This window comes from Humibacter ginsenosidimutans (assembly GCF_007859675.1).
Lineage (GTDB): Bacteria > Actinomycetota > Actinomycetes > Actinomycetales > Microbacteriaceae > Humibacter > Humibacter ginsenosidimutans.
This window is the reverse complement of the sequence record NZ_CP042305.1, coordinates 488,135-509,175: the sequence shown is the minus strand read 5'-3', so window position 1 is coordinate 509,175 and position 21,041 is coordinate 488,135. Positions and strand designations below refer to the sequence as shown.

14 protein-coding genes are annotated in these 21,041 nt (G+C 69.1%); 11 read left to right on the top strand and 3 right to left on the bottom strand.

The window, feature by feature from the left end; translation table 11 throughout:
* Positions 1 to 101: 101 nt before the first annotated feature.
* The 6 genes from polA (at position 102) to coaE (ending at position 10,038) form a co-directional block, all read left to right on the top strand.
* Entirely contained in the window at positions 102 to 2,771 is a 2,670-nt protein-coding gene (gene polA, locus FPZ11_RS02450; RefSeq protein WP_146318087.1) for a DNA polymerase I, read from the top strand.
* A gap of 38 nt (positions 2,772 to 2,809) precedes the next feature.
* On the top strand, positions 2,810 to 4,486 hold the full coding sequence (locus FPZ11_RS02445) for a DUF885 domain-containing protein (RefSeq protein WP_146318085.1): 1,677 nt from the start codon (positions 2,810 to 2,812) through the stop codon (positions 4,484 to 4,486).
* 11 nt (positions 4,487 to 4,497) lie between these two features.
* Positions 4,498 to 7,074, top strand: coding sequence for a magnesium-translocating P-type ATPase (gene mgtA, locus FPZ11_RS02440; RefSeq protein ID WP_168203715.1), 2,577 nt, complete (start codon positions 4,498 to 4,500; stop codon positions 7,072 to 7,074).
* 127 nt (positions 7,075 to 7,201) lie between these two features.
* Positions 7,202 to 8,662, top strand: coding sequence for a 30S ribosomal protein S1 (rpsA, locus tag FPZ11_RS02435; RefSeq protein ID WP_146318081.1), 1,461 nt, complete (start codon positions 7,202 to 7,204; stop codon positions 8,660 to 8,662).
* A gap of 165 nt (positions 8,663 to 8,827) precedes the next feature.
* Entirely contained in the window at positions 8,828 to 9,397 is a 570-nt protein-coding gene (locus tag FPZ11_RS02430) for an MOSC domain-containing protein (RefSeq protein ID WP_246846487.1), read from the top strand.
* 35 nt (positions 9,398 to 9,432) lie between these two features.
* A complete protein-coding gene (coaE, locus tag FPZ11_RS02425; RefSeq protein ID WP_146318077.1) occupies positions 9,433 to 10,038 on the top strand; it encodes a dephospho-CoA kinase in 606 nt (201 codons plus the stop codon).
* Between the two features lie 15 nt (positions 10,039 to 10,053).
* On the opposite strand, the gene FPZ11_RS02420 is transcribed toward coaE, so the two are convergent.
* Genes FPZ11_RS02420 through FPZ11_RS02410 form a run of 3 tightly spaced genes read right to left on the bottom strand, consistent with a single transcriptional unit; the run spans position 10,054 to position 11,780 of the window.
* Complete coding sequence (locus tag FPZ11_RS02420) at positions 10,054 to 10,422, bottom strand: avidin-fold protein (RefSeq protein ID WP_246846485.1); 369 nt, start codon at positions 10,420 to 10,422, stop codon at positions 10,054 to 10,056.
* Between the two features lie 32 nt (positions 10,423 to 10,454).
* Positions 10,455 to 11,411: a M56 family metallopeptidase gene (locus tag FPZ11_RS02415; protein WP_146318075.1), complete on the bottom strand. Its 957-nt coding sequence runs from the start codon at positions 11,409 to 11,411 to the stop codon at positions 10,455 to 10,457.
* A 9-nt stretch (positions 11,412 to 11,420) separates the two neighbouring features.
* Positions 11,421 to 11,780 (bottom strand): BlaI/MecI/CopY family transcriptional regulator, encoded by a 360-nt coding sequence (locus FPZ11_RS02410; protein ID WP_437438632.1) that lies wholly within the window; start codon positions 11,778 to 11,780, stop codon positions 11,421 to 11,423.
* A gap of 197 nt (positions 11,781 to 11,977) precedes the next feature.
* Here FPZ11_RS02410 and FPZ11_RS02405 point away from each other — a divergent pair, with 197 nt between their 5' ends.
* Genes FPZ11_RS02405 through FPZ11_RS02385 form a run of 5 tightly spaced genes read left to right on the top strand, consistent with a single transcriptional unit; the run spans position 11,978 to position 20,815 of the window.
* Positions 11,978 to 13,486, top strand: coding sequence for a cytochrome ubiquinol oxidase subunit I (locus FPZ11_RS02405; RefSeq protein ID WP_146322639.1), 1,509 nt, complete (start codon positions 11,978 to 11,980; stop codon positions 13,484 to 13,486).
* A 29-nt stretch (positions 13,487 to 13,515) separates the two neighbouring features.
* Positions 13,516 to 14,565 (top strand): cytochrome d ubiquinol oxidase subunit II, encoded by a 1,050-nt coding sequence (cydB, locus tag FPZ11_RS02400; protein WP_146318071.1) that lies wholly within the window; start codon positions 13,516 to 13,518, stop codon positions 14,563 to 14,565.
* On the top strand, positions 14,562 to 18,068 hold the full coding sequence (gene cydC, locus FPZ11_RS02395; protein WP_168203714.1) for a thiol reductant ABC exporter subunit CydC: 3,507 nt from the start codon (positions 14,562 to 14,564) through the stop codon (positions 18,066 to 18,068). Before cydB ends, cydC begins: the two co-directional genes overlap by 4 nt.
* 57 nt (positions 18,069 to 18,125) lie before the next feature.
* A complete protein-coding gene (locus FPZ11_RS02390) occupies positions 18,126 to 19,619 on the top strand; it encodes a class I adenylate-forming enzyme family protein (RefSeq protein ID WP_146318067.1) in 1,494 nt (497 codons plus the stop codon).
* Positions 19,616 to 20,815, top strand: coding sequence for an acyltransferase (locus FPZ11_RS02385; protein ID WP_146318065.1), 1,200 nt, complete (start codon positions 19,616 to 19,618; stop codon positions 20,813 to 20,815). Before FPZ11_RS02390 ends, FPZ11_RS02385 begins: the two co-directional genes overlap by 4 nt.
* The last annotated feature ends 226 nt before the right edge of the window (positions 20,816 to 21,041 follow it).

The window sequence follows — 21,041 nt, the reverse complement described above, 5'->3', positions numbered from 1 at the left end:
CCGTCGTTGCGAGGCCCCGGCTTCGAGGCACGAAGAACGTGCTCGCGGCTGCGCCGCGCACCTTCGATTCACTGTCCGAGGTCGCTTGTAGGCTGGCAGGCGTGTCGGACCCGCAAAAGCCTACCCTCCTGATCATCGACGGCCATTCGCTGGCATTCAGAGCGTTCTTCGCGCTCGTGCAGACCGGCAATTTCATCACGGACGAGGGTCAGCACACCGAGGCCGTCTACGGCTTCCTCTCGATGATGCTGCGACTGCTCAAAGACGAAGAACCGACGCACCTGGGGGTGGCGTTCGATCTCTCCCGCAAGTCGTTCCGCACCGACGAGTACGCCGAGTACAAAGAGGGCAGGGGAGAGACCCCGCCCGAATTCAGCGGGCAGGTCGGCCTGCTGCAGGATGCCCTCACCGCCATGAACGTGACGTGGATCACGAAAGAGGACTACGAGGCCGACGACATCCTCGCCACGCTCGCGGCCCAGGGCGCGCAGCAGGGGTTCCGAGTGCTCGTCGTCTCCGGTGACCGCGACAGCTTCCAGCTCATCGACGACGACGTCACCGTGCTCTACCCGAGTGCCATGGGCGTCACCGAGCTCAAGCGCTACGACGCCCAGGCCGTCTTCGACAAGTACAAGGTGTGGCCGCACCAGTACCCGGAACTCGCGGCGCTCGTAGGAGAGAAGGCCGACAACCTGCCCGGCATCGACAAGGTCGGACCTGTCACCGCCGCCAAGTGGATCGCGCAGTGGGGCACCGTCGACGAGATCCTGGCGCACGCCGACGAGATCAAGGGCGTCGCGGGCAACAACCTTCGCGAGCAACGTGATCGCGCCGAGCGCAACCGCAGACTGAACGCGCTCGTGCGCGACCTCGATCTGCCGTACGGTCCGGTCGACCTCGCGCGTCGCCCGATCGACGAGGTCGCGGTCCGCGAGGTGCTCGGCGCACTGCAGATGCGCACCATGCTCGACCGCGTGCTGAAGCTCGGGCAGACGGATGCCGCGGCCACCTCCGGTGCGATCGCCCGGTCCGCCGCGCCCGAAGTGCGGACGCTCGCCGCCGACGAGGTCGCGGCCTGGATCGCCGCGCAGGATGCCCCGCTCGGCCTCGCCGTCTCCGTCGAGGTCGAGGGTGGCGAGTTCGCCGGGGTGGGACTGTCGAGCCTGACCGCGAGTGCCCACGTCCCCGTGACCGCCCTCGACGGACTGCGGGACTGGCTCGCCGACGTCTCAGCACCGAAGGTGTTCTTCGGCGCCAAGCGGCAACTCGAAGACGCCGAGCACGCGGGCCTCACGATTCGGGGTGCCGTGCACGACACACGGGTGATGGGCGGCATCCTCAGCCCCACCCGCGTGCCCGCGACGCTCGGCGATCAGGTGCTCGGGGCGCTGGAGGAGAGCATGCCGGTCTCCGACCCCAACCAGCTCGTTCCCGAGGTGCCGGCTCTCGGCCCTGCAACGGAGGCCTGGTACGTGGCGCGCGTGGCCGACGCCGTGAACGCCACGCTCGCCACCGAGGTGAACGCGAACGCCAGGCGGGTGTACGACGAGATCGAGCTGCCGCTCATCCCCGTGCTCGCCGGCATGGAACTCGACGGGGTGGCCATCGACCGCGGCGTGCTCGCCGGTCAGCGCGAGGTGCTCGAAAAGGGTGCGGAGACGTATCGCACGGCGGCGTTCGCTGCGATCGGGCACGAGGTCAACCTGGGGAGCCCGAAGCAGCTGCAGACCGTGCTCTTCGACGAGCTGAAGCTGCCGCCCACACGCAAGACCAAGACCGGGTACTCGACCGACGCCGACTCGCTCGCCGATCTGCTGGAAAGCATCGAGGAGGAGAACGAGGGATCGATCTTCCTGCAGTCGCTGCTGCGTCACCGCGACGCCACCAAGCTCAAGCAGATGATCGAGACGCTGGAGAAGTCGATCGGTTCCGACGGGCGCATCCACACGACATACGACCAGGTGGGCGCGGCGACCGGCCGCATGTCGTCGAACGACCCCAACCTGCAGAACATCCCTGTTCGCTCGGAGGAGGGCAGGCGCATCCGCTCCGCCTTCATCGCAGGGGAGGGCTTCGAGTCGCTGCTCACCGCCGACTACTCGCAGATCGAGATGCGCATCATGGCCCACCTCTCGGGAGACGCCGGCCTCATCGAGGCGTTCCGGGAGGGCGAGGATCTGCACCGCTACGTCGGCAGCCACGTGTTCGGCGTGGCCCCCGGCGACGTCACGCCCGCCATGCGCAACAAGGTCAAGGCCATGTCGTACGGGCTCGCCTACGGCCTTGGGCCTTTCGGCCTCGCCAAGCAGTTGCGCATCACGCAGGCGGAGGCGCGCCAGCTGATGACCGACTACTTCGAGCGGTTCGGCCGTGTGCGCGACTACCTGCGCGATGTGGTGCAGCAGGCCAAGAGCGACGGCTACACCGAGACGATCTTCGGGCGCCGCAGGCCGTTCCCCGACCTGAACAGCCCGAACCGCGTGCTGCGCGACAACGCGGAGCGTGCCGCTTTGAACTCGCCCATCCAGGGCTCGGCGGCAGACATCATGAAGATCGCCATGCTCGGCGTCGCCGCCGACATGGCGCAGGCTCGGCTGGGCTCCCGGATGCTCCTCCAGGTGCACGACGAGCTCATCTTCGAGGTGGCGCCGGGGGAGAGAAAGCAGCTCGAGGAGATCGTCACCCGCCGCATGTCGACGGCGGCGACGCTCGACGTCCCGCTCACCGTGCAGGTGGGTATCGGCCCCGACTGGGATGCCGCCGCGCACTGACCCACTCATCGACACACCCGCCTCAATATGCTGGCTGGATGACCGATCAGGAACAGACCAGAACACCCACCCCGATCGACACGATCGCTGAGGAGTGGGTCGACACACAGCTCGAGCTGATGCCCGAGATGCACGTCTACCTCGGACGCCCCGGCCGTGAAGGCGAGTACGCGGACTACTCGCCCGACGGTGCCGCGCGATACGCCGAGGCAGCGGCATCCGCTCTCCGTCGCATCGAGGCAGCGGAGCCGGCCGACGACGTCGACCGGGTGACCAAGCTCGATCTCACCCGCGAACTGGGCCTCGAAGTGGAGAAGCACGACGCGGGTTTCGAGCAGCGCGACCTCAACGTCATCGCCTCTCCCGTGCAGGGACTGCGTGACATCTTCGACCTGGCGCCGACGGCGACAACGTCCGACTGGGAGGCGATCGCCACCCGCTTGCACAACCTTCCGACAGCGATGCGGGGCTACATCGAGACGCTGCGCAGCGGCATCCACGCCGGCAACGTTCCCGCCGTCAGACAGGTGCACGAGGGCATCGCGCAGGCGAACAAGCAGGTGGCCTCCAGCGGCTTCTTCTACACGCTCGCGCAGAACGCGAGGGCGGGCGACACCGACCTTCCCGACTCGCTGAAGAGCGACCTGGCCAAGGGTGCCTCCGAGGCGGCCGCCGCCTACGGAGAGCTCGCCGTCTTTCTCGAGGACGAGCTCGCGGTGCACGCGCCAGAGCAGGATGCCGTGGGCCGCGACATCTACTCCATCGCCTCGCGCGGGTTCCTCGGCGCCACCGTCGACCTCGACGAGACGTACGAGTGGGGCGTCGAGGAGCTGCGCCGCATGGTCGAGGAGCAGGAGGCGATCGCCAGAGAGATCAAGCCGGGCGCGTCGGTGGCGGAGGCCATCGCTTTTCTCGACGGCGACGCATCCCGCAAGCTTCAGGGCACCGATGCGCTGAAGGCCTGGATGCAGGAGACGGCGAACCGCGCCGTCTCCGAGCTCAACGGAACCCAGTTCGACATTCCCGAGCCGCTGCGCCGCATCGAGTGCATGATCGCGCCGACCCAGGAAGGCGGCATCTACTACACGCCGCCGACCGACGACTTCTCGCGCCCGGGTCGCATGTGGTGGAGCGTGCCGGAGGGCGTCACGGAGTTCGACACCTGGCGCGAGTTGACGACCGTGTATCACGAGGGCGTTCCCGGCCACCACCTGCAGTGCGGCGTCGCCATCTACAACTCGGCGCAGCTGAACACGTGGCGCCGCAACCAGTTCGTCTCCGGCCACGGCGAGGGCTGGGCGCTCTACGCGGAGCGACTCATGGAGCAGCTCGGCTACCTCGACGACCCGGCTGACCGGCTCGGGATGCTCGACGGGCAGCGGATGCGCGCGGCCCGCGTCGTGCTCGACATCGGCGTGCACCTCGGCAAGCAGCGACCGGACGGCCATGGTGTGTGGACGGGCGACTACGCCTTCGAGTTCCTCGGCCAGAACGTGAACATGAACGAGGGCTTCGTGCGCTTCGAGGTGAACCGTTACCTCGGCTGGCCCGGCCAGGCTCCCGCGTACAAGATCGGCCAGCGCATCTGGGAGCAGATCCGCGACGAGTACAAGGAGCGCGAGGGCGCCGCGTTCGACATCAAGGCCTTCCACAAGAAGGCGCTCGACATCGGTGGCGTCGGACTCGACACGCTGAAGACCGCCCTGCTGGGCTGAGCGGCCCGACCGTGACGCCTCCCGCCTCCTGGTGGGCCTCCGCTGCCGACGACGTGCTGCACGCCGTCGGCAGCGGCATGTCCGGGCTGACGTCCGAGGATGCCGCTGCCCGGCTGCACACCCAGCAGATGGCAACAGGTCACAGGCGCCACACGCTGAGCTGGCCGCGGCTGCTGCTCGCGCAGTTCACCTCGCCGATCCTGCTCATCCTGGTCGTGGGCACGGTGCTGTCCATGGTGCTCGGCGATCTCGTCGACGGCGGAATCATCATCGTCATCCTGCTCGCCAGCGGGATTCTCGGGTTCTGGCAGGAGTTCCGGGCGAACACCGCGGTGCGCGCGCTGATGGCGAGCGTGCGGGTCAGTGTCACGGTCGTGCGAGACGGGGCGAACATGAGCGTGCCCGTCGACGACGTGGTCACGGGCGATGTGGTGAGGTTGGCCGCCGGCAACGTGATTCCCGCAGACTGCCGCCTGGTGTCGAGCGCCGATCTGCTCGTCGACGAGTCCGCGCTCACCGGCGAGTCCTTCCCGGTCGAAAAGGATGCCACGGCCACACTCGCCGCCGATGCCGCACTGTCGGCGCGGAGCACCGCCGTGTATCTCGGCACGCACGTCGTCAGCGGAACGGGAGTCGCGGTCGCCGTCGCTGCGGGTCGCGACACGGAGCTCGGACGGGTGTCCACGTCGCTGGCGCAGAAGGCCAAGCCCACCGCCTTCGAAGCCGGCACCACGCGCTTCGGCGGCCTGCTCGTCTGGGTCATGCTCGTGCTCACCCTGTTCGTGCTCATCGTCAACTGGATGTTCGGCCGCAACTGGGTGGACTCGCTGCTCTTCGCGCTCTCGCTCGCCGTCGGCATCAGCCCGCAGATGCTGCCGGCCATCGTCTCGCTCTCGCTGGCGACGGGTGCACGCCGGATGGCCGCGAAGAAGGTCGTCGTGAAGCGGCTGAACGCGATCGAGGACCTCGGCGCCGTCACGGTGCTGTGCACGGACAAGACGGGCACGCTCACCCAGGGTGCCGCCGACCTCGACGGCCACCTCGACCTGGACGGCGATCCATCCGATTCCGTGCTCCGCCTCGCGGCGCTGAACGCCGGCCTGCAGACGTCGTTCGCGAATCCTCTCGACGATGCCATCCTCAAGGTCGCGACGCCTCCCGCAGGCGCGAAGGCGATCGACGAGTGCCCCTACGATTTCAGCCGCAAGCGGCTGTCCGTGCTCGCCGACATCGACGGTGCGCCGACGCTCGTGTCCAAGGGCGCACTGGACGGACTCATCGCCGTCTCCGCCTCGGCACGCGTGGGTGGCCGTGACGTCCCCCTGCAGCAGGCGGTGGACGGCATCCAGGCCCGCTTCCGCGACCTGAGCTCGCACGGTTACCGCGTGGTCGGTATCGCGATGAAGCGCATGCCACCCAGCACAACGCACATCGCCGCAGCCGATGAGACCGGCCTCACGCTGATCGGCCTCCTCACGTTCTTCGATCCTCCCAAGCAGAGCGCGACGGATGCCATCGCCGACCTCGCCACTCTCGGCGTCGGCGTGCGCATGATCACAGGCGACAACCGACTCGCCGCGGCCTCGACCGCCGCGGCCGTCGGATTGCGCACCGCCACCGTGCTCACCGGCTCTGCGATCGACGCGCTCGACGACGGCGCCCTCGCGTCGACCGTCGCCGAGTGCGACGTGTTCGCCGAGGTGGAGCCGGCGCACAAGCGCCGCATCGTCGTCGCACTGCGTGCGGCGGGGGAGTGCGTCGCGTTCCTCGGCGACGGCATCAACGACTCACCCGCGCTGCACGCCGCCGACGTGGGCATCTCGGTGGACACCGCGGTGGATGTGGCGAAAGAGGCTTCCAGCGTCGTGCTCATGGACAAGGGGCTCGGCGTCGTCTGCGACGGGATCCGGCTCGGAAGGGAGACGTTCGCCAACACCCTGAAGTACATCAGGGTGACCACGAGCTCGAACTTCGGCAACGTGCTCTCCATGGCGGCGGCGAGCCTGTTCCTGCCGTTCCTGCCGATGCTGCCACGGCAGATCCTGCTGCTGAACTTCCTCGGCGATCTTCCCTCCATGGCCATCTCGGGCGACCACGTCGACCCCGAGCTGGTGGAACGGCCGGGCACCTGGAGCCTGCGGGAGATCCGCACCTTCATGGTGATCTTCGGCTCGCTGTCGACGGTGTTCGATCTCATCACGTTCGCCGCGCTGGTGTGGTGGCTCCACGCGGGCGAGGCGGAGTTCCACACCGGGTGGTTCGTGCTCTCCGCGGTGACCGAGATCCTCGTCATGATGTCGCAGCGCACCCGGCGTCTCCTGTTCCGCTCCCGGCCCTCCACGACCCTGCTCCTGCTCGGCATCGCGGTCGCCCTCATCGCGATCGTCCTTCCCTCGGTGCCGATCATCGCGCGACCGATGGGATTCGTGCCGCTCCCGCCGGTGCTCATCGTGGCCGTCGTGATCATCACGATCGCCTACATCGCGACGAACGAGGTGGTCAAACACGTCTATTACCGGTGGATTCGTCCGCGCATGGCCGCCGCGCCCGAGCGGAATAGCAGGGCGGCATCCGGTGTTGTTGCGTGAGACTGCCGCAAAACGGTAGTCTGGAGAGTCACTTTTGTGACATCTCTATTCGCCCGCCCGGCGGACAATCCAAAACACACGTCATTCGTCCGGGCCTGATTCATGTCCACACTGGAGTACCCACTCAATGACAACCGCAACGACCGACAAGAAGGCCAAGCAGGTCGCGATCAACGACATCGGCTCGGCCGAGGACTTTCTTGCAGCGGTCGAGAAGACTCTGAAGTTCTTCAACGATGGTGACCTGATCGAAGGCACCGTGGTGAAGATCGACCGCGACGAGGTTCTCCTCGACGTCGGATACAAGACCGAGGGCGTGATCCCCTCCCGCGAGCTTTCCATCAAGCACGACGTCGACCCCAGCGAGGTCGTCGGCGTCGGCGACACCGTCGAGGCCCTCGTTCTCCAGAAGGAGGACAAGGAAGGCCGCCTCATCCTGTCCAAGAAGCGCGCACAGTACGAGCGCGCCTGGGGCGACGTGGAGAAGATCAAGGAAGCCGATGGCGTCGTGACCGGTTCGGTCATCGAGGTCGTCAAGGGCGGCCTGATCGTCGACATCGGACTGCGCGGCTTCCTGCCCGCATCCCTTATCGAGCTGCGCCGTGTGCGCGACCTCACGCCGTACCTCGGCCAGGAGATCGAGGCGAAGATCCTCGAGCTCGACAAGAACCGCAACAACGTGGTGCTGTCCCGCCGCGCTCTGCTCGAGCAGACGCAGTCGGAGAGCCGCTCCACCTTCCTCGCCAACCTCCACCCGGGCCAGGTGCGCAAGGGTGTCGTGTCGTCGATCGTCAACTTCGGCGCGTTCGTCGACCTCGGCGGCGTCGACGGTCTGGTGCACGTCTCCGAACTGTCCTGGAAGCACATCGAGCACGCCAGCGAGGTCGTCGAGGTCGGCCAGGAGGTCACCGTCGAGGTGCTCTCCGTCGAGCTCGACCGCGAGCGCGTCTCGCTGTCGCTCAAGGCGACGCAGGAAGACCCGTGGCAGGTCTTCGCCCGCACGCACGCCATCGGCCAGTTCGCGCCCGGCAAGGTCACGAAGCTGGTTCCGTTCGGTGCGTTCGTGCGCGTCGCGGACGGCATCGAAGGCCTCGTGCACATCTCCGAGCTGTCGGGCAAGCACGTCGAGCTCGCCGAGCAGGTCGTGTCGGTCGGCGAAGAGGTCTTCGTCAAGGTCATCGACATCGACCTCGAGCGTCGCCGTATCTCGCTGTCGCTGAAGCAGGCGAACGAGGGCGTCGACCCCGAGGGCACCGAGTTCGACCCGGCGCTCTACGGCATGCTCACGGAGTACGACGAGCAGGGCAACTACAAGTTCCCCGAGGGCTTCGACGCCGAGACCGGCGAGTGGACAGAAGGCTCCGACGCTCAGCGCGAGAAGTGGGAGCAGGAGTACGCCGAGGCTCAGGCCCGCTGGGAGGCGCACAAGCGCCAGGTGGCCAAGGGCATCGAGGAAGAGGCCGCTCAGGCTGCCGAGACCTCGTCGCGCGGCGGCGCTTCCTACTCGAGCGAGTCGGGCAACGGCGGCACGCTTGCCGACGACGCCTCGCTCGCGGCTCTGCGCGAGAAGCTGTCCAGCAACAGCTGATTGAGCCGAGAGCTGAGCGAGCTCGCTCGCTCAGCCGAGGCGATTGAGGCTGTCGAGCGGCGCAGCCGCGAACACAGCTGAGATCACGAAGCGGCCGGGTCCCACAGGGGCCCGGCCGCTTCGGCGTGTCAGGGGCGGTCGCACCGGCCGGGCAGAATGGGGAGCGTGACCCCCGAAGATCTACGCCATCACGACGCGCCGCGCGTGCTCTCCGTCAGCCGCGACGACGGTCACCGCTTCGGCAAGCCCGTCGTCTCCGAGATCCGGCTGATCGCAGGCTGGGGCGTGGAGGGGGATGCCCACGCCGGCACCACGGTGCAGCACCGTTCCCGCGTGGCTCGCGACCCGTCCCAGCCGAACCTGCGCCAGGTGCACCTCATCCATGCCGAGCTCTTCGGCGAGGTAGCGGACCACGGGTTCACGGTGCGGCCGGGGGAGATGGGCGAGAACATCGCCACGACCGGACTCGACCTGTTGTCGCTGCCCGTCGGCACGGTGCTGCACCTGGGCGACACCGCGAAGGTCGAGCTCACGGGCCTGCGCAATCCGTGCGATCAGATCAACGGGCTCGCGCCCGGGCTGATGAAGGAGATGGTGAGCCGCGCGGCGGACGGCACCGTCGTGCGCAAGGCGGGGGTCATGTCGATCGTGATCGCGGGCGGCGTCGTACGCCCCGGCGATGCGATCGTCGTCGAGCTTCCCGCCGGCGAACCCGTCGCGTTGCAGCCCGTGTAGGCGTTCCGCGACGGTGAGCGGATAGCATCGAGGCCGTGCTGATCATCGCTCTGACCGGAGGAATCGCGTCGGGAAAGTCGACGGTGTCGAGGCGGCTCGCCGAGCACGGCGCCGTGATCGTCGACGCCGACGAGCTGGCGCGCGAGGTCGTGGAACCGGGCACCGTGGGGCTGAACGCGATCCGGGAACGGTTCGGTGACGGGGTGATCGCCGCCGACGGATCGTTGGACCGCCCCGCGCTGGGCGCCATCGTGTTCGGCGACCCCGACGCGCTGAGAGACCTCAACGCGATCACGCACCCGGCCGTCTGGCAGGCGGCCACCGACAGGTTCGCGCAGGCCGAGGCATCCGATCCCAGGGCGATCGTCGTCTACGACGTGCCGCTGCTCGTCGAAGCGTCGGCGGATCGTCCCCTGCACTTCGACCGCGTGGTGGTCGTCGAGGCCGACCGCGACGAACGCATGCGCAGGCTCGTCGAGGATCGCGGCATGAGCGAGACGGATGCCCAGCGCCGCATCGCCTCCCAGGCCGACGACGCGCAGCGCAGGGCCGTCGCCGACGTCGTGCTCGACAACAACGCGGATCGCGACGCACTCCTCGCACGCGTCGACGCGCTCTGGAACGAGCTGCGCTCGCTCTGATTTCGCGCACAGGGCTCAGAGCCCGGGAACGACCTCGACGCAGACGCTCTCGTGGTCGACTCCCTCGATCGAGAACCGCTCGACCAGGCGAAGCCCGTCCGCCCCTTCTTCGACGGTGCTGGTGGATGCTCCTGTCACCACCGACCCGCCGGTCACCGTCACGTGCGCGAACGTGACGGCGAGCACGTGCGCACGCCGGGTGCCGACGAACCGTCCGAACGTGACGGTGTCGCCCCAGTACTCGCCCCAGATCACCCCGTCGCGCTCGTGATAACGGAAGCGCGACGGCGCGTCGGGATCGACCGCGCTGTTGGTCGACGAGATCATGACGAACTCGCGTTCGTCGAGGCTGGGAAGATCGGTTGCGCCGGAGGGTGCTGGCATGCAGAGAAGTATCTCAGTGTCCGTCGAACACCTCAGCGCACGGCGGGGCCGAGCAGCATCAGCGTGGGAACCAGCACGAGCGCGACCGCACAGGCGAGCACGGAGAGTCGGAGCGCGGGAGCCGTCGTCGACGCGACGTCCGTGAGGCGGGCGACCCTGGCATCCGCCCACTCGGCCGGCGTGGCGGGAACGGGGGAGAACGGCCCGACAGGCGAGGATGCGCCGTCGCCGGTGCCGTTGGCGGCCAGCGCCACGCGCGCGACGGCGCGAGACAGGTTGCGCTCCGAGACGGTGCGCCTCGCCTGATCGTCGGCGAGCAGCTCGATAAGCAGACCGACGGCTTCGTGTGCGCGCGTCGCGATCGGGAACCACGGCAGCGCGCTGCGCCACGCGCTGAACGCCACCTGCAGCACGTGATGGTGCTGGGTCACGTGCGCCCGTTCGTGGGCCACGACGGCGGCGAGCTCCTCGTCTGGCAGCAGCTCGAGCAGGCCGGCAGAGAGCACGGTGACGGCGCGGGGAGCACCGGGGAGGCAGTACGCGACGGGCGTGGCGTGGTCGATGACCCGCGTTCCCGGCTGTTCCGGCAGGGGATCCGACAGCAGGCGCAGCAGCTGCACGTGATGCCGCCTCTGGCGCTCGGCCCGCCAGCTCGTGCGCACGAGGTTGAGCAGCAGGTGCGCGCCGAGCAGCACGGCTCCGGCGAGCGCGAACATCTCGAAGAAGTTCGCGTCGGCGGGCAGTCGTCCCGCGACGAGGTCGGCGAGGAAGGCGCCGGCGGCGTGCGGCAGGTCGTCGCCGAACGGGATGAGTCCGAACACGAGCAGCGAGCCGATCATCGACAGGCCTCCGGCGAGCGCTATCGCCTGCCAGAGCACCAGGGCGGCTCCGGGCATGCGGCGCGGCCATGCCGCCGTGGCCAGGACGACGGGAACGGGCCAGGCGAGTGCGAAGGCGAAGACCGCCAATGCGATGGCGACGGCGAGCATGATGAGTGCCTACGCCTCCAGCAGCTTTCGGAGCCGCTCCGCATCGTGGGGGGTGACCTGTCCGACGAAGCGGGCGAGCACGGCGTCGCGGTCGGCAGCCGATCCGAGCACCTCGTGCATGAGTTCGGCGACGTGGTCTTCGCGGCTCATGGCCGAGCGGTAGAGGTGGGGGCGGGCATCCCTGTCGCGCACGACGAAGCCCTTGGCCTCCAGGCGGGTGAGCACGGTCATCACCGTGGTGATGGCGAGGTCTTTGTCGTGCGCACCGGATGCGTTGAGCGCCTCGCGCAGATCGGTCGCGGCGATCGGAGTGGGCGAGTCCCACACCACGTCCATGACGGCGCGCTCGAGATCGCCGAGCTTGACCACTGTGCGAGATGCCATGAGTTGATTCTACCGCGTGTAGAAAAGTTGCGGCGACCGTGGTAGAACATTCTACAGCTCGTAGAATTCTACGGAGCGTAGAACACTTCTCGAAGCGAGGGAACGTGCACATCGCCGCCGACCTTGACCCGCTGCTCATCGCCAGATGGCAGTTCGGCATCGTCACCGTCTACCACTTCTGGATGGTCCCGCTCACCATCGGGCTCGGTCCGCTCGTGGCGCTCATGCAGACGCTCTGGATGCGCACCGGCAACGAGCGCTATTACCGCATGACGAAGTTCTGGGGAAAGATCTACCTGATCAACTTCATCATGGGTGTCGCCACCGGCATCGTGCAGGAGTTCCAGTTCGGGCTCGCGTGGAGCGAGTACAGCCGGTTCGTCGGCGACGTGTTCGGCGCACCGCTGGCCATGGAGGCGCTGCTGGCGTTCTTCGTGGAGTCGACGTTCCTCGGGCTGTGGATCTTCGGGTGGGGCAAACTGCCGAAGCGCATCCATCTCGCCTGCCTGTGGCTCGCCGTGGCCGGATCGGTCGTCTCGGCGTACTTCATCATCGCGGCGAACTCGTGGATGCAGCACCCGGTGGGCGTCAAGCTCGTTCACGGCCGCCCGATCATGACCGACATCTGGGCCGTGCTCGGCAACAACACCGCCGTCGCGGCGTTCACGCACACCATCTTCGGGGCGTTCGCCGTCGGCGGCTCGATCCTGCTCGGCGTCGGCTGGTACCACCTGTGGCAGCGCCGCAAGGACGGCATCGACACGGTGGACGCGACCGGGCGCGTCATCGCGGGAGAGGCGCCGGAGGTCCGCGGCCGCGACAAGGCCGACCACAAGGTGTGGCTCACGTCGCTGCGCATCGGCGCGGTCACCGCCATCATCGCCTTCGCGGGAGTCGCCATCACCGGGGACGCCCAGGCCCGGCTCATGTTCGTGCAGCAGCCCATGAAGATGGCCTCCGCCGAGGCTGCTTGCCACACCGGCACCAGCTTCTCGGTGCTCGCGTTCGGCGACATCGGGTCGAAGGACTGCAAGGGCGTCGTCAACGTCATCGAGATCCCCGGTGTTCTCGGCTTTCTCGCCAACGGCGACTTCAACGAACCGGTGAAGGGCGTCAACGAGCTCGTGCCGATCTACCAGCAGAAGTACGGAACGCACCTGCCCGACGACCCGAAGCTCGGCGCCAGGGCCGGCGAGGCGATCAACTACGTGCCGATCATGGCCGTCACGTACTGGGGCTTCCGCCTCATGATCCTGTTCGGCGCACTGGCAGCCTTCGCCTCGGTGATCGCCCTGTGGCTGACACGCAAGGGGACCGTGCCGAGACCACGATGGCTGATGTGGCTGGCCGTGACGGGCATCCTCGCCCCGTTCGCCGCGAACTCGGCGGGATGGATCTTCACCGAGATGGGCAGACAGCCGTTCGTCGTGGCCCCGAACCCGACGCCGGGGGGAGTGGACGGCGTGTTCATGTTCACAGCGGCCGCCGTGTCGCCGGGCGTGAGCTTCGGCGAGATCCTCTTCTCGCTCGTCTCGTTCACCCTGATCTACGCGGTGCTCATGGTCGTCGAGGTGAGGCTCCTGACCAAGTACATCCGCGGCGGCGTGGCCTCCGCCATCCCGGAGCTCGGTGAGACACCGCGCGATCCCGACGCCCCCGCCGACGACGACGTGCTCGCCTTCGCGTACTGACCGCCAGAGACGAACGAGAGGTACTGACCGTGGACTTCCTTCCCACCCTGTGGTTCATCCTGATCGCCGTGCTCTGGACCGGCTACCTGTTTCTCGAGGGCTTCGATCTCGGCGTCGGCATGCACATGCTGCTGAGCGCCAGGAGCGACAACGACCGCCGCGTGATGCTCAACACCATCGGCCCGGTCTGGGACGGCAACGAGGTGTGGCTGCTCACCGCCGGCGGCGCCACCTTCGCCGCGTTCCCGTTCTGGTATGCGTCGCTGTTCTCCACCCTCTACATCCCGCTCGTGCTCACCGTGATCGGGCTCATCTTCCGAGCCGTCGCCATCGAGTACCGCGGCAAGGGGCACACGGCACGCTGGACGCGGTGCTGGGATCTCGCGCTCGGCCTGGGATCGTTCGTCGCCGCGTTCGGCGTGGGCGCCGCTCTGGCACTCACCACCACGGGTCTGCCGATCGACTCGAACGGCGACGGCGTCGGCGGCGCCTTCGCGTGGTTCAACGGCTGGGCCGTGCTCGGCGGGCTCGCCGTCGTCGGCTTCTGCCTCGTGCACGCGGCCACCTTCCTCGCGCTCAAGACCGAGGGCGACGTGCGCGTGCGCGCGCGGCGCTTCGCGGTGCGCTGGATGCCCGTGCTCCTGCTCCCGATGGCGGGCTGGGCGATCGGCGTGCAGCTGCTCAACGGCAGCACGATCACCTGGTTGCTGGTCGTGCTCGCGGCCGCGGGAGCGGTATGGGCGTGGCTGTCGGCACGCAAGGACAAGGAGGGACGAGCCTTCGCGGGCATCGCGTGCTTCGTGCTGTTCGGCGCCGCATCGATCTTCGCCGCCGTCTACCCGACGGTGCTGCCTTCGACGCTCGACCACGCCTGGGATCTCACCATCGCCAACGCATCGAGCTCCGAGTACACGCTCGGCGTCATGAGCGTCGTCGCCGCGTTCGGCATCCCGCTCGTGCTCGCGTACCAGGGCTGGACCTACTGGGTGTTCCGCAAGCGCATCAGCGGTGCGAGCATCCCCGCCCTGCGCCCGGTCGAGGCCGCGGTGAAGGCGGCGAAGCCGGTGAAGGCCAGGTGAGCGCGACGAGCACCCGCCGGTCGCCGGTCGCGGATCTCGCCGAGATCGGCCCGCGCCGCATCGCGCTGCTCTGCCTGCTGGCGGCGATCAAGGCACTCGGCCTCGTACTGGTGGCCGATGCGCTCGCGACCGGCATCGTCACCGTCATCGCCCACGGCGACGTCACGGGCGTCGTGCTGCAGGGGCTGGTGGGAGCCCTGCTGCGCGCGGCCGCGTCATGGGGCCTGCTGACGGCATCCCAGGCCGCCGCCACCGGGGTGAAGCAGCGCACCCGCAACCGTCTCGCCCGCGTGCTGTCGAGCACGAGGGGAGGCACCGTAGGGGCGGATGCCACGCTCGCCTCAGGCGGCCTCGACGAGCTCGACGCGTACTACACGTCGTACCTGCCGTCCCTCGTCGGAGCCGCGACCGTGCCGCTTCTCGTCGGAGTCCGCATCCTCACCGCCGACTGGGTGAGTGCGCTCGTCATCGTCATCACGGTGCCGCTCATCCCGCTCTTCATGGCGCTCATCGGCATGCACACCCGCGACAGGGTCGCAGACTCCCTCGACGCCCTCGGCCGACTCTCCGACCACCTCGTCGAACTCGCCCGCGGACTCCCCGTGCTCGTCGGACTCGGTCGCGACCGCGAGCAGACCGCGGCGCTCGCCGACATCTCCGAGAACCACAGGGTGCGCAGCATGGCGGCGCTGCGCACCGCGTTCCTCTCCGCGCTCGCCCTCGATCTGCTCGCCACCATCTCGGTGGCCGTCGTCGCCGTGTTCATCGGCGTGCGCCTGCTGCACGGCCAGCTCACGCTCGAGGCCGGGCTGGTCGCGCTCATCCTCGCCCCCGAGTGCTACGCACCGCTGCGCGAGGTCGGCGCGGCGTTCCACGCCTCGGACAGCGGACGCGAGGCGCTCCGCCGCGCCCGCGACCTCATCGCGCGCCCCATCGCGCGTCACCGCCTCGTTCGCGAGACCGGCACCGCCGTGACCGTGCGCCGCTTGACCGTCACGCACGCCGGACGCACAGCTCCCGCGATCGACGGGCTCGGCTTCGACGCCAGGCCGCACACCGTCACGCTGCTGGCCGGGGACAGCGGAGCGGGCAAGAGCACGGTGCTCGCCGTGCTCGGCAACCGAGGGGCCGCGCTCGACGACGACGCCCGCTGCAGCGGGCTGGTGCGAACACCGCCTGCCGCCGACACCGCCTTCATGCCGCAACACCCGCACTTCTCGAGCAGGACCGCCCTCGACGAGGTCGCGCTCTACGCGGCCGATTCGGATCTGACGGCCATGCGCGCCAGCGCGAACACCACCCTGCAGAGGGCCGGCCTCACCGGCGTCGCACACGCAGACCCCGCATCGCTCAGCCCCGGCGAGGCCCGCAGGCTCGCCTTCGCCCGCACGCTCGCCGCCGTGGATGCCGGTGCCCGCCTCGTGCTCCTCGACGAACCCACAGCGCACCTCGATTCCGACTCCGCGGCACTCGTGCGCCGCCGGATCGCCGAGCTGCGCGAGCGCGCTACCGTCATCGTCTCCTCGCACGATCCCGGAATCCGGCTGCTCGCCGATCAGGTGGTGCCCGTCGGCGACAGCGACGCCCGCGCCGTCATCCCGCACAGCACGCTCGCCGTCACGTCGTCCGACGCGGCGTCACCGGACGGCCTCGCACACGGAACACGCGTGTCAGAAACCCGCGTTCCGGCCCCCGGACCGCGTGTCCCGACCGAGCCGACCGACACCCCCAACGGTCTGACGGCCGGGGCACGCCCCCACACCGAGAAGGTGCTCACCGAACTGGCCGCCTTCGTACGGCCGACAAGGCTGCGCATGGTCGCCGCCGTGCTGGTCGGCATGCTCGCCGGCGCATTCGCGATCGCCCTCATCGCCGTCTCCGGATGGCTCATCGTCAAGGCGAGCCAGGAGACCGCGATCATGTATCTGATGGTCGCGATCGTCGGCGTGCGCTTCTTCGGCATCGGCCGGTCGGCGCTGCGCTACGCGGAGCGTCTGCTCACCCACGACGCCGTGTTCCGTGCCACCACAGCCCTGCGCGTTCGGTTGTGGAAGGCGCTCGCCGCGGCGGGCCCGGCGGGACGACGTGCTCTCTCACCCGCGAACGCGCTCGCGTCGCTCGTCGGCGCGGCAGACCGGGTGCGCGACCTCGTGCCCCGCGTCGTGCAGCCCCCGCTGACCGCACTCCTCCTGCTGGCCGGCTCGACCATCACGCTCTGGATGCTGTACCCGCCGGCGGCGGGCGTGCTGCTGATCGCCGCGCTCTTCGCGCTCGTGGCGGCGCCCGCGCTCGCCGTGCTCGCCGGACGCATCGCGGCACGCGAGGGCGAGGCGGCGCGAGCCGAGGTGTTCACCGCGTTCACCGACCTGCTCGTCGCACGCGACGACCTCACCACGATCGCCGGCGAACGTCTCGCAGCGCGCATCGACGCGGCAGGCGAACGACAGCGCATCGCGGACCGGCGGTCGGCCCGCGCGGAGGGTGCGGCCGCCGCACTCGCCGTGCTCGCATGCTGCGCCGGGGCGGTGGCGATGCTGCCGATCACGGCGACGGCCGTCGCGTCCGGGGATCTCCGCGCCGAGCTCGTGGCCGTGCTCGCGCTCGTGCCGCTCGCGCTCATCGAGCCCGTGCTCGACGCCGTGTCCGCAGCGTCGAAGGCGCCGGCGCTCACGGGTGTGCTGGCCGAGGTGCACGAGGTCACGGGGATGTCGGCCGGCGCTGTGGACGACGCAGAGGCGCGCGAGACCGCGGCGGAGATGGGGGATGCCGTGCGGGGCATCCTGCTCGACGACGTCGCGTTCGCCTATCCCGGCCAGACCGCACCCGTCTTCGAGCACGTCGCAGGCGGCGCGCGACGCGGGCAGTGGCTCGCGATCACAGGACCGAGCGGCTCGGGAAAGTCCACGCTGCTCGCCCTGCTGATGCGGTTCGCCGATCCCGGCGCCGGGCGCTACCTCCTCGAGAACGACGATGCACACAGCACCGTCGACGCCAGGGACATCCCTCAGCGGACGCTCCGCGCCAGGGTCGCATGGTGCCCGCAAGAGGGCCATCTCTTCGACTCGACGCTGCGCGCCAACCTCGTGATCGCTCGCGAGCGCGACGATCGCCCGAGCGATGACGAGCTGATGGATGTCCTCACCCGCGTCGGCCTGGCCTCTGAAGTCGCCGCGTTGCCCGACGGTCTCGACACCCGCATCGGTGCGGCGGGCGAGCGGCTCTCCGGTGGCCAGCGGCAGCGCGTCGCCGTCGCTCGCACCCTGCTCGCCCGCGGCGATGTCGTGCTGGTCGACGAGCCGACCGCGCAGCTCGACGAGCAGGCGAGCGCCGCGCTCATGGCCGATCTCCGCCGAGCCCTGGCCGACCGCGTCGCCGTGCTCGTCACCCACGACGCCGTCGAGGCGCGAGCGGCGGACCACGTGATCGTCCTCGGTGACACGGGCCGCGGCGGCGACGGCCCGGCGCGGAGGGAACCCGTCCTGTCCGGTTCGCGTGCCGCGTAGGGCCCACCCTCAACCGGCGCCCTGCTGACGCATAGGAGCCGCAGATAGCATCGGAAGGTGAACGGAGAGCCAACACCAGGAGAGCCGGCGACACTGGGCGAACTGCTGGTCGGCCGCGCAGAATCAGCGGGCGACCGGATCTATCTCGAAGACGCTCGCAGCGACGATGCGCTCACCTTCGACCAGGTGGCCCGCGCTGCCGCCGCCTTCGCCGCCACGATCGGATCCGACGGACGCGTCACGGTGTTCGTGCACGACGACGATCCGCTGACGTTCGCAGTCGCCCACCTCGGCGCGATCGCCGCCGGGCACCGCTCCGTGCCACTCGACCCGGCACTCGGCGCCGACGACATCGAACGCCTTGCACGGCTCGCCGGCGAGCCGGCGGCTCTCGTCACACGGGATTCCGCCCTGGCGGAAAGAGCGGGGCTGCGCCGCATCGCCCCGCCCACGCGCGCCGTCGACGCCGCCGTCGGCAGGGATGCGGCATCCCTCTTCCGCACCGGTGGCTCCGCCATGCTCTTCACCTCGGGGTCGACGGGAACGCCGAAGGGCGTCGAACTCGGTGCCGAGCAACTCGTCTTCGTCGGCGGTGCCGTCGCCGAACACCTCGGTCTGACCTCGGTGGACCGCGGCTACAACTCGCTGCCCCTGTTCCACATCAACGCCGAGGTCGTCGGGCTGCTCTCGACTCTCGCCTCCGGCTCGACCCTCGTGCTCGACCGGCGATTCCATCGCACGGGGTTCTGGCCGCTCATGGCGCAACGCGGCATCACCTGGATCAACGCGGTGCCCGCCATCCTCGCCGTCCTCGCCACAGAGCCGATCGCCGCGCCAGAAGGGCTGCGACTGATCCGCACGGCCTCGGCCCCGCTGCCGGGGCCTGTCGCCGACGCGTTCGCGGGCATCCCTCTTGTCGTCAGCTACGGCATGACGGAGGCGTCCAGCCAGATCACGGCGACCCCCGTCGACGCGCCGCGCGCCGGCACGGTCGGCGTTCCCGTCGGTACGCAGGTGCAGGTGCGCACCGCTCAGGGCCAGGCGGCGACCGATGAGGTCGGCGAGCTCTGGATCCGCGGGCAGGGCGTCGTGCGCTCCTACTTCGCCGGCGCTGCCGCCGACCGCTTCGACGACGACGGCTGGCTGCGCACCGGCGACCTCGGTGCACTGGATGCCGACGGCTACGTCACGCTCGCAGGTCGCGTCGACGACGTGATCAATCGCGGAGGCGAGAAGGTATACCCGCTCGAGGTCGAAGAGGTGCTGCTGAGCGACCCCGCCGTGCGCGAGGTCGTCGTGGTCGGAGCCCCTGACGACGTGCTGGGCTCGGTGCCCGTCGCCTTCGTCATTCCCGCGCATGCCGCGCACACCGCGGGAGACGACGTCGCGCTGGTCGAACGCCTGACCGCGCTCGCCGAGGAGCGGCTGCCGCGCTTCAAGCGCCCGCGTACCGTCACCGTCGTCGATGACGTGCCGCGTGCCGCCACCGGCAAGGTGCAGCGAGTGCGGCTGCGCGCCGCCGTCGCCGAGCACCCGGCAGAGGTCGAATGAGCGCCGACCTCGCCGCCGCCGGAGACGACCACGCGCAGAATCGCCCAGTGAGCGTGGATGCCCCGCCGAAGCGCGCCCGCGCCCGTCACCTCTACGAGATCGACATCGTGCGCATCCTCACCTTCCTCTGCGTGATCGGCGTGCACACCACGAGCCACACGGCGGGCCCTGACGATGTCGGGCTCTACATCCTGCTCGACCTGCTGCACTTCACCCGCGAGGTGTTCTTCGCGCTGACCGCCTTCGTGCTGCTGTACACGTACGACGTGCACCCGGTGCCGATGCGCAAGTTCTGGCCGAAACGCTTCCTGCTCGTCGGGGTGCCCTACGTGGTGTGGTCGGCCATCTACGTGGTCGCCGGCTACCTGCACCACCCGACGGGCACGCTCTGGGACCTCGTGCAGAAGTTCGTCTTCGCCACGCTCACCGGCAGCGCCTGGTATCACCTCTACTTCCTGCTCGTGACGATGCAGGTCTACCTGCTGGTTCCCGTCATCGTGTGGCTCGTGCGGCGCACCAGGGGCAGGCACTGGCTTCTGCTGCTGGGTGCGCTCATCGTGCAGGCTGGACTGATGTCCTGGTACCACTACTGGCCGTCGACGACCGGCTGGTACGGCGACTGGGCGAAGCAGATCGTCTTCACCTATTCGTTCTTCGTCATCGCGGGCGCGGTCGCCGCCGACCACCAGAAGACGTTCCTCGCCTGGGTGCGCGCCAAGCGCATGCTCATCATCTGGATCGTCGTCGCCTCCGCCGCCATCATGTTCGCGGCCTACGGTCTCGAGCTGCTGCGCGGCGCCAGCCTGTACGGCGCTGGGACACCCATGCAGCCCGTCGTCATCGTGTGGGGCGTCGCGGTGGGGCTCGGCTTCCTCGCCTTGGGGTCGTGGTGGGCAGACCGCCGAAAGGCGGCATCGTTCACCGCCCGCTTCGTCGACACCGCCTCCGACCGTTCGTTCGGCATCTTCCTCGCCCACCCGCTGGTGCTCTGGGTGCTGCTCTGGGCAGGCGACGACTGGCTGGAGCACACGGTGCCGACGCCGTGGCTCACGCTCGTGGCCTACGTCCTCGTCATCATCGGCGCCGTGCTGATCACCGAGGTCGCCAGACGCACCCCGCTCAGCCTCGCACTCACCGGCAGGCGGTTCACCTCCCGCAAGCACCGCGTGAAGCAGCTCGAGGTGCCGCCGGGCTGATCGGCCGCCGGTCCCTAGCTGTTGCCGGCCATGAGGTTGTTGACGGTGTCGCTGTAGCGGACTGGCCTTGGCGGGCGTCAACGACGCATGGCCTTGAGCGGTTGCGATATTCGCGCTTTCGTGCCTCAAGGCGCCCTTGGCTCTGCGCATCAGATGTGCTGGTCACGAGGCCAAATTCGGACGGAAAAGTCAAAGTTGCCTTTGCCTGCTTGACCCTTCATTGTGG